This is a genomic window from Enterobacter cloacae complex sp. IR5441, from assembly GCF_049238215.1.
Lineage (GTDB): Bacteria > Pseudomonadota > Gammaproteobacteria > Enterobacterales > Enterobacteriaceae > Enterobacter > Enterobacter hormaechei_C.
The window spans coordinates 1-7,110 of sequence record NZ_JBMKIA010000067.1; the positions used below are offsets into that span (position 1 = coordinate 1).

The 7,110-nt window shown below is 48.6% G+C and carries 8 protein-coding genes and 1 pseudogene; all 9 read left to right on the top strand.

Features of this window, described 5'->3' with window-relative positions:
• Nucleotides 1-45: 45 nt before the first annotated feature.
• Entirely contained in the window at nucleotides 46-405 is a 360-nt protein-coding gene (locus ACOTX5_RS25845) for a hypothetical protein (protein ID WP_063945302.1), read from the top strand.
• A gap of 658 nt (nucleotides 406-1,063) precedes the next feature.
• The gene (locus ACOTX5_RS25850) at nucleotides 1,064-1,720 is read left to right on the top strand and encodes a trypsin-like serine protease (RefSeq protein ID WP_000462754.1); all 657 of its coding nucleotides are present in this window, start codon (nucleotides 1,064-1,066) and stop codon (nucleotides 1,718-1,720) included.
• A gap of 202 nt (nucleotides 1,721-1,922) precedes the next feature.
• The gene (locus ACOTX5_RS25855; protein WP_000340139.1) at nucleotides 1,923-2,420 is read left to right on the top strand and encodes a membrane protein; all 498 of its coding nucleotides are present in this window, start codon (nucleotides 1,923-1,925) and stop codon (nucleotides 2,418-2,420) included.
• Nucleotides 2,421-2,424: 4 nt separating this feature from the next.
• Entirely contained in the window at nucleotides 2,425-3,813 is a 1,389-nt protein-coding gene (locus tag ACOTX5_RS25860; protein WP_000083579.1) for a hypothetical protein, read from the top strand.
• 400 nt (nucleotides 3,814-4,213) lie between these two features.
• Nucleotides 4,214-4,507 carry a helix-turn-helix transcriptional regulator gene (locus ACOTX5_RS25865; protein ID WP_012477377.1) on the top strand — a complete coding sequence of 98 codons (294 nt, stop codon included), beginning with the start codon at nucleotides 4,214-4,216 and terminating at the stop codon, nucleotides 4,505-4,507.
• 4 nt (nucleotides 4,508-4,511) lie between these two features.
• On the top strand, nucleotides 4,512-5,837 hold the full coding sequence (locus ACOTX5_RS25870; RefSeq protein WP_000088044.1) for a type II toxin-antitoxin system HipA family toxin: 1,326 nt from the start codon (nucleotides 4,512-4,514) through the stop codon (nucleotides 5,835-5,837).
• Nucleotides 5,838-5,897: 60 nt separating this feature from the next.
• Nucleotides 5,898-6,104, top strand: coding sequence for a hypothetical protein (locus ACOTX5_RS25875; RefSeq protein ID WP_000134171.1), 207 nt, complete (start codon nucleotides 5,898-5,900; stop codon nucleotides 6,102-6,104).
• Between the two features lie 100 nt (nucleotides 6,105-6,204).
• Complete coding sequence (locus tag ACOTX5_RS25880; RefSeq protein WP_000985909.1) at nucleotides 6,205-6,615, top strand: hypothetical protein; 411 nt, start codon at nucleotides 6,205-6,207, stop codon at nucleotides 6,613-6,615.
• Nucleotides 6,616-6,627: 12 nt separating this feature from the next.
• Nucleotides 6,628-6,993: pseudogene (locus ACOTX5_RS25885) on the top strand (hypothetical protein); the annotation flags it as partial.
• Nucleotides 6,994-7,110 lie beyond the last annotated feature (117 nt).

Below are 7,110 nucleotides of genomic sequence, written 5' to 3' on the forward strand. Positions count from 1 at the left end.
GTACGGCCCACAGAATGATGTCACGCTGAAAATGCCGGCCTTTGAATGGGTTCATGTGCAGCTCCATCAGCAAAAGGGGATGATAAGTTTATCACCACCGACTATTTGCAACAGTGCCTCACGCCTTCATACGAGGTTTTCCGGGGGTATCGTACCCGCCATACCCTGGATGAATTTCTGGAGATGGCCATATCGCTGAATGCCATCCACCCGGATGAATATTTAACGGATATGCTGCTTAAGCCTCATGAGGTGATCGGCGCTCTGGCCGATGAAGGCGACCAGCTGAACAACGCCACCCCGGTTTATTTCTTCCCGGATACCGGCGTCTATGCAGCGGCCGTCAGTGAAACCCGGGTGCTCGATGCCTGGCTTTGCTGGCCATGCTACCCGGCGAACTGGTAACGCGGCCGTTGGAATTGCACCGGCAGGATACGAATTTAACCGACCCCGTGGCGGGAAGGTTATCACAATTGCATGTCCTCATCCCTCAAGCCCCCTGCCAGGCCCTAACGTGCTGTCAGGCTTCGCCTGATTCCCGATCTGCGCCGGTACTTCAGCCGATAACTTTTTGTTTTCTTTTTATTTTCTCCCCATTTCCTCAAAGTTCGCGGGCGGCGTGGACAGGGCACCATTGCCGCATGTGGGGTCTTAATAAGGGCAGGGTGGTCAGGTTTGCTCGATGCCGGGGGTAGGCCCTACCCTTTATGGGATGAGGACATGCAATTCACTAAATTAATCGACAGCACCGGTGGTGACTTATCTGTAACGGGTCAGTTTTGATACGGGGAATGTTTCAGGGTTAAGATCTGGAATCATAAAAATATACGCTCCCGTTCAGGACATACGACTTGAAATGGATAATGCCATTAAAGGAATTCCAGCCTTTCGTCGATAACAGTTTCTGACCATCGCCATAACCATGTCATGGAGGAGACTAACCGTGTTTCAGAGGTGAGCTGGTGCCTGGCAAAACATACAAACTCAAATATCAGGAAGCGAGTTTAGTTGTTTATAACATGCAGCCGTGTAACTGATTAGGTACCGGCAAAAGGAGGAAATAATGTTTGAAAACTACGTTTGTAAAATCTATGTAAGCAATGATCCTCATTTTAGTAGCCATCTCGAAGCAACTGCGTTTGGTTTCGATAATGGTCAGCAGCAAAAGATTCTCACCGCAGCCCATGTTGTTACCAATGCTCTTGGAAAAATTTATCCCGTCAGCAATACACTTAAACTTTACGTCAAATTTCTTAACCATCAAGGACTGGTGAACGAAGAGCCTGTTCTAGTCGATTTCATTCTCAATGAGGCTAATGACAGGGCAGACTTTAAAGACGGCATTCCGTTTGTTGACAGTGCAGAAATCGTATTACCAGCTGGAATACAACAGCCTGTAAGTAGTTACTTTAAGGTCCTGGCTCCCGCAGCTGGCATGGGTACATTGGGTGTCGGATATCCAATGAATGAGACAACAATTTCGACATTCCCTGGTGAAGTTTCAGGCATTTGGCCTTTAAATTGCTCAAATCATTCTCCCCAACATCTCACAACTCGCTTTGTAATAGCACATTTCAACACCGATGGTTGCTCTGGTGGACCCTATGTCGTCTCCGAGAATGACGAGCATTTTGTCATTGGAAGTCTGGTTGGAATAATGTCTGGAACCTGCCCAGATTCAAATCCACACATGTCTGTTCAGTCCGCTACTGATTTTTAGCAAAGTCAGTTCCAAAATGACGCTGGCACGATAGTTATTTTGGGTCTGCCCGATATGGCGTCTGCCCTTACTAACAGCAACAGCATTGAAACTGACAAACATGAACTCGAAAGTGCCACAATAGTAAGTCATGATTTCTTCATCACTTTTATGGTGCTCTTTTTCACCTATCACACAGCAAGTTATGAATACGAGGCCTGTAATGGACGCTACCGAAACTGAAGAGCTCGAAAAAATTCGCAAGAAGGCAATGGATGAAGTTACAAGTGCTCTTCAGGCGCTTGAAAATAAGTTCCCGGGTATTACTGAGGGCGCAGCAGCTTTGGCGGGGTCAGGCGTAGGCGCAGCGGCTTCCTTCGGTGCTCTCTATACGCTTGGTACAACGGGAGTGTCAGCAGCAGGCATAACCTCCGGGCTCGCTACAGCAGGGTCTATCGTCGGTGGCGGTATGGTTGCAGGCATTGCGGTATTGGCCGCACCTGTAGCTGTGTTAGGGATTGGCGGGTACGCGATAGTGAAACACAAAAAAAATGCGAAACTGACAGCCGCCCTTAGTCAGGCCATCCAAAAGCTCTACGAAGTTCAGGAAAGGTTGATGTCGAATGCGGAATATTTTAAGGCAGAAATTGCTGGCATCAAGGCAACAATCGACATGCTTACTAAGAAAGCTCCAAAAGGTAGCCTGGTCGCGGTGAGGTAAACACATGAGTCAGTCTCCTTATGATGATGAGTTCAGGGCCATCCGTTATATTCAGCTCCGTGGTCAGGATATCGCGAACGCTCACGAGACAATTAACAGTGATATAGAGAGCCTTAAGGCACAGTTGACCGGGCTAATCAGCGGCACTGAACTTGATGAAGCGGAGCATCTGGCGCTTAAAGAACATCATCTGCGAGAAATGACCCCTTCAGATACTGCCATGCATTCTACTGGTCTCAAGACTATATATAGCGAGGCTAACCAGCGTGTATGCGGTGATATTGGACTGGCCACAATACTCTCCACGGATGACTTGGCTGTTGTAGATGCCCGGATCCAGAATCATATTAAAGAATTTAATGATCGCTACGCACTCGACGCCTGGGATTATGCTATTGCCTGCGGATGCGGGCTCATAGCATCCATGCTGGATTTACTTTGCGTCAGAGCCCCGCCAAAACCTACGGTGAGCTTTACGGCAGAAGTGGATGGTATTTTCAATAAACAGGTGCAGAAAGCCTTCAATGCCATTTTGCCGGAGGACCTGAGTACAAAACTCTCAGATTTGTTCCCTATAGGGGCACCAGACAGTTCGATCAGCAGCGATTTAGTGGGTGCGGCCGGTGGCGTTTTGTCTCCCACAAATCACCGCTTAAGAGCTTTGTCACACGATCCCGTACTGGGCATTATTTTCGGTATAAAGGATATGCTGAACGGGACCTGTACGGTGGTTCAGAATGGACAGATCGTGGTTTATCCTTCCAGTAAAGGCGTTACAGACGAAACCAATATTTTCAGGCTCATCGCCAGAATGTTTGGACACCTGGCATCGGATGTTAATGCCCCCTCAGCAAAAGGAAACCGTGGCATGGGGTTACCGGCTCCTTTTATGGGGCTACTTCGTATGCTTGAGGGGATCCCTGTGGGGAGTTCTAACTTCGGCAAACAAATAGAGTACATGTATGTCAACGGGTATGACTTTCGTCAGTTTATCGTGACAAGTATTCCGATGAGCATAATGGAAGTTTTGATGCGGGTTTTCTATGTGGCGAAACAGGTATCGCTGGGAAAAGGAGCTTTTGGGGAGACCTTACTGGATACCATGCCGTTGCGGCTAAATCCACGCTTCCGGATGATGCTTGCCCTGGGTTATGGAACTTCCAGTGCTGTTAACGCAGGTAAAATGTATATCACCGGCAATATTCTCAATGCGAATTACGCCTCCTGGATGGGGTTGGCCTGGAATGGTTTTCACTCACTCAAGTGGTCCCTTTATCAGCGACACTTAAAGCTTTGGGCCGGTATTGAAAAGGCAGAACTGGAACGGCTTCAGAACAATATAGACAGCATCGAGGCATTGACCATCAGAGCAGGAAACTTGCCAGTCAAGTAACATTCACCGGAGCACCTCCGGAACCCCATAGCCCACCAGCTGCTAAAAATGTCTGCCTTTGCTTTTAATACTCTCTCTGCCTCCTCCCCGAGGCAGAGAGTAGCTCGTAGTTATTTATACAGCTCACAACAGGGCCATAAGATACTCCGCTTCTCGTTTACCGATGATCCTGATCTGTCAGCTCTCTTACCGGATGCTGTACGAGCGTAACGGCTTATTATTGATAGTTCTCTCATATCAAACCTCATAAAGATTTATGCTGCCACTTAGTAACAGCCTAAAGGTTGTACTCTCTATTTAACAGCTTTTAGGCTGTTAATTTGATATTACAGCTTTTAGGGTGTATGTTTAGAAAACAGCGTACAAGGTGTATCAGAGGAACTACTGAGGCCAGCTTATGATCAATAATGATTACCCGTTAAACACGCTCAACCAGTTGCGTCCCTTGCTCATTGGTTTTCGCAAGGCGAATGGCCTGACGCAAAAAGACCTGTCCGAAAGGTTAGGGGTCACTCAACAGACATACTCACGTCTGGAAGCCAACCCTGCCAGTGCGAGCATTGAACGGCTATTCAAGGTGTTTTCTATCCTGGGCGTAAAAATCAGCTTCTCCTCGACAACCGCCTCTTCAGAGGGGAAGCAGACGGAAGAAATGCTTAAATCAAACTCACCTGCACGACAGGAGAAATGGTAACGATATGAGCCGGAAACAGCAGCGTCTGGCAATCTGGATGAACGGAATCAAAGTCGGATACTGGGAAAAAAGTAAAGGGGTAGACAGCTTACAATACCTTCCTGACTGGAGTGCAGACGAACAGGGAAGGCCGCTGTCATTGTCCCTTCCTTTTACTCCCGGGAACCAGGTCTGGCGTGGAAATGTGGTACGTGACTATTTTGATAATTTACTCCCGGACAGCGAAGGCATACGCAGACGTCTGGCAATGCGTTACAAGGCCGATAGCCTGGAGCCTTTTGATCTTCTGACGGAGCTGGGAAAAGACTGCGTGGGCGCGATACAGCTGCTTCATGACGGAGATGAACCCACAGATTTATATTCCGTGAAGTATCACCCGCTTACTGAATCAGAAATTGCGGCAACTTTGCGTAATACCACGGAGACATTGCTACCGGGCAGGCCAGAAGATAACGACGACTTACGTTTATCTATTGCCGGTGCTCAGGAGAAAACAGCCCTACTGTGGCATGAAGATCGGTGGTGTATGCCGGAGGGTAATACACCAACGACGCATATATTCAAGCTACCGCTCGGACTTGTGGGGAACATGAAAGCCGACATGCGCTCGTCGGTTGAAAATGAATGGCTCTGCTCGGTACTTCTCGAACAGTACGGGCTCCCCGTGGCAAGAACGCAGATTGCTCACTTTGAAGATCAGAAAGCGCTGGTGGTAGAACGTTTTGACCGAAAATGGTCAGGAAACGGACAATGGATCATTCGTTTACCCCAGGAGGATATGTGTCAGGCCCTGGGCATTTCGCCATTACGAAAATATCAGGCGGACGGCGGGCCAGGTATATCGGAAATTATGGAAGTTCTGAGTAATTCAGACCGTGCTGAGCGTGACAAAGCGCAGTTTTTTATGACGCAGATAGTTTTCTGGATGATGGCCGCAACAGATGGCCACGCTAAAAATTTCAGTATTTCTATTGGGCCACAGGGACGTTATCACCTTACACCACTCTATGATGTGTTGTCGGCATGGCCGGTGATCGGTCATGGGAACAATCAGATATCCTGGCAGAAGTGCAAACTGGCGATGGCCGTACGTGGCAGTAGCAACTATTACCAGATATATCGAATACAACGACGCCACTGGATCAGGCATGGTGAGATAACCGGCCTGAGTAAACAGCAGACAGAGGCGATGATAGAGGAAATCATCGCCAGAACCCCGGGTGTCATTGAACGTGTTAGCGGGCTTCTTCCGGACCAGTTCCCCCAGCAGCTTGCGGAAAGTATTTTTGATGGAATGAGGCAGCAATGCAGGCGCCTGGCTGAGAAATGACAGCCGCAATTTATAGTGTGCATGTTTTCAGAATAGCTGATGTAAGCGTGAGGATTCAGTATGACTGAAGAACAAAAAAGAATAGAGCGGGCTATTGAGTTGGCTTGTCGTTACGGCGGAACCGATGAAATGCATCATCTGCAATGGGTCGTGGATCAGATGGTAAGAGAACTTGCTGGAGAACGTTATGCACAGATTGTAGCAGATGCCACCAGCGGAGAAGATGGGCCTGATACTTACAAATGGAGTGTTGGGATCGCGCCTTAGCATCTGTCAGTCTGGGGATGAAAACGTACTTAACATCCAGCGAATTCCCAGACTTCACATTAAGACTAGAGTAACGGCCGCAATCACGTGAGAGAAAAAAATGGCAATTTTAGCAATCATTGCAGTTATCGCCCTGGGTGGGTACGCCTGCGGGTTTATTAAAGCCCGTGAGCTGAGCGCTTTGCGTAAAGAAATGAAACTATACGTGGATCGCATGGAAGCGGCGGAGCTGGACTTACACGCAATCAGAAGTGTAGCGGAGCACCGGTTGCACGGTGCAGGTAAACAGTTTGCCGACCTTTACAGCCGTATCGACGGTGCAACTGTGACGCTGACACCCGAAGATCAGCTGTTACTGGCAACGATGCCATTTAATATTCAGGATGTAGAAGACATCGTAAACGAGCGCGGTCCAAAGACAATTAGCGGCCGTCCATTCTGGGAAGTTGAGCCAGGCCCGCATGACTATGAATATGGCCCGCAATATCCGTATTTCCCAGACCAGCGCTAGGAAGAGATCAAGATGAGAGAGCCAAGACCCCGCCATACCTTGCAGGTCATTCGAGTGCCTTCTCTGGAGGTTCAGGATCTGGGGCTGACCAGCTTTGATAGCTGGCTTGACGAGAACGGTTATGACAAAACGAATGCCAGAAATAACCGTACCATCTGGGCGAGAGAAGGCGGATGGCATCTGAAACGTTGCAGAAATCTGGAAACTGGCACGGACGATTTCTGGTTTATCGCTTTCGATGGTAAAGGCGGAAAGATATACCCGCTGAAAACCCAAAGAGACTACCGGGCTGCATATCGTAAGCTGGAAGCAGAAGGTTATGCACCTGCGGTCATCGAGCAAATGACCACAGGCGCAGCATATAACCTGGCCTATCCAGGGGTCGTCTCAGAAAACGGAATCTATGGTCACTCCCGTTTTTGCAACACCGATTTTGACGACAAGTTGGCTTGCTTGAATCTATCCGGCGTCTGAATGGGATTTTATTCCCGCGCC

Excerpts from the sequence above, each read along its gene's own strand:
- ACOTX5_RS25845 (WP_063945302.1), top strand. The coding sequence starts at position 46 with ATGGGTTCATGTGCAGCTCCATCAGCAAAAGGGGATGATAAGTTTATC.
- ACOTX5_RS25850 (WP_000462754.1), top strand. The coding sequence starts at position 1,064 with ATGTTTGAAAACTACGTTTGTAAAATCTATGTAAGCAATGATCCTCAT.
- ACOTX5_RS25855 (WP_000340139.1), top strand. The coding sequence starts at position 1,923 with ATGGACGCTACCGAAACTGAAGAGCTCGAAAAAATTCGCAAGAAGGCA.
- ACOTX5_RS25860 (WP_000083579.1), top strand. The coding sequence starts at position 2,425 with ATGAGTCAGTCTCCTTATGATGATGAGTTCAGGGCCATCCGTTATATT.
- ACOTX5_RS25870 (WP_000088044.1), top strand. The coding sequence starts at position 4,512 with ATGAGCCGGAAACAGCAGCGTCTGGCAATCTGGATGAACGGAATCAAA.
- ACOTX5_RS25875 (WP_000134171.1), top strand. The coding sequence starts at position 5,898 with ATGACTGAAGAACAAAAAAGAATAGAGCGGGCTATTGAGTTGGCTTGT.
- ACOTX5_RS25880 (WP_000985909.1), top strand. The coding sequence starts at position 6,205 with ATGGCAATTTTAGCAATCATTGCAGTTATCGCCCTGGGTGGGTACGCC.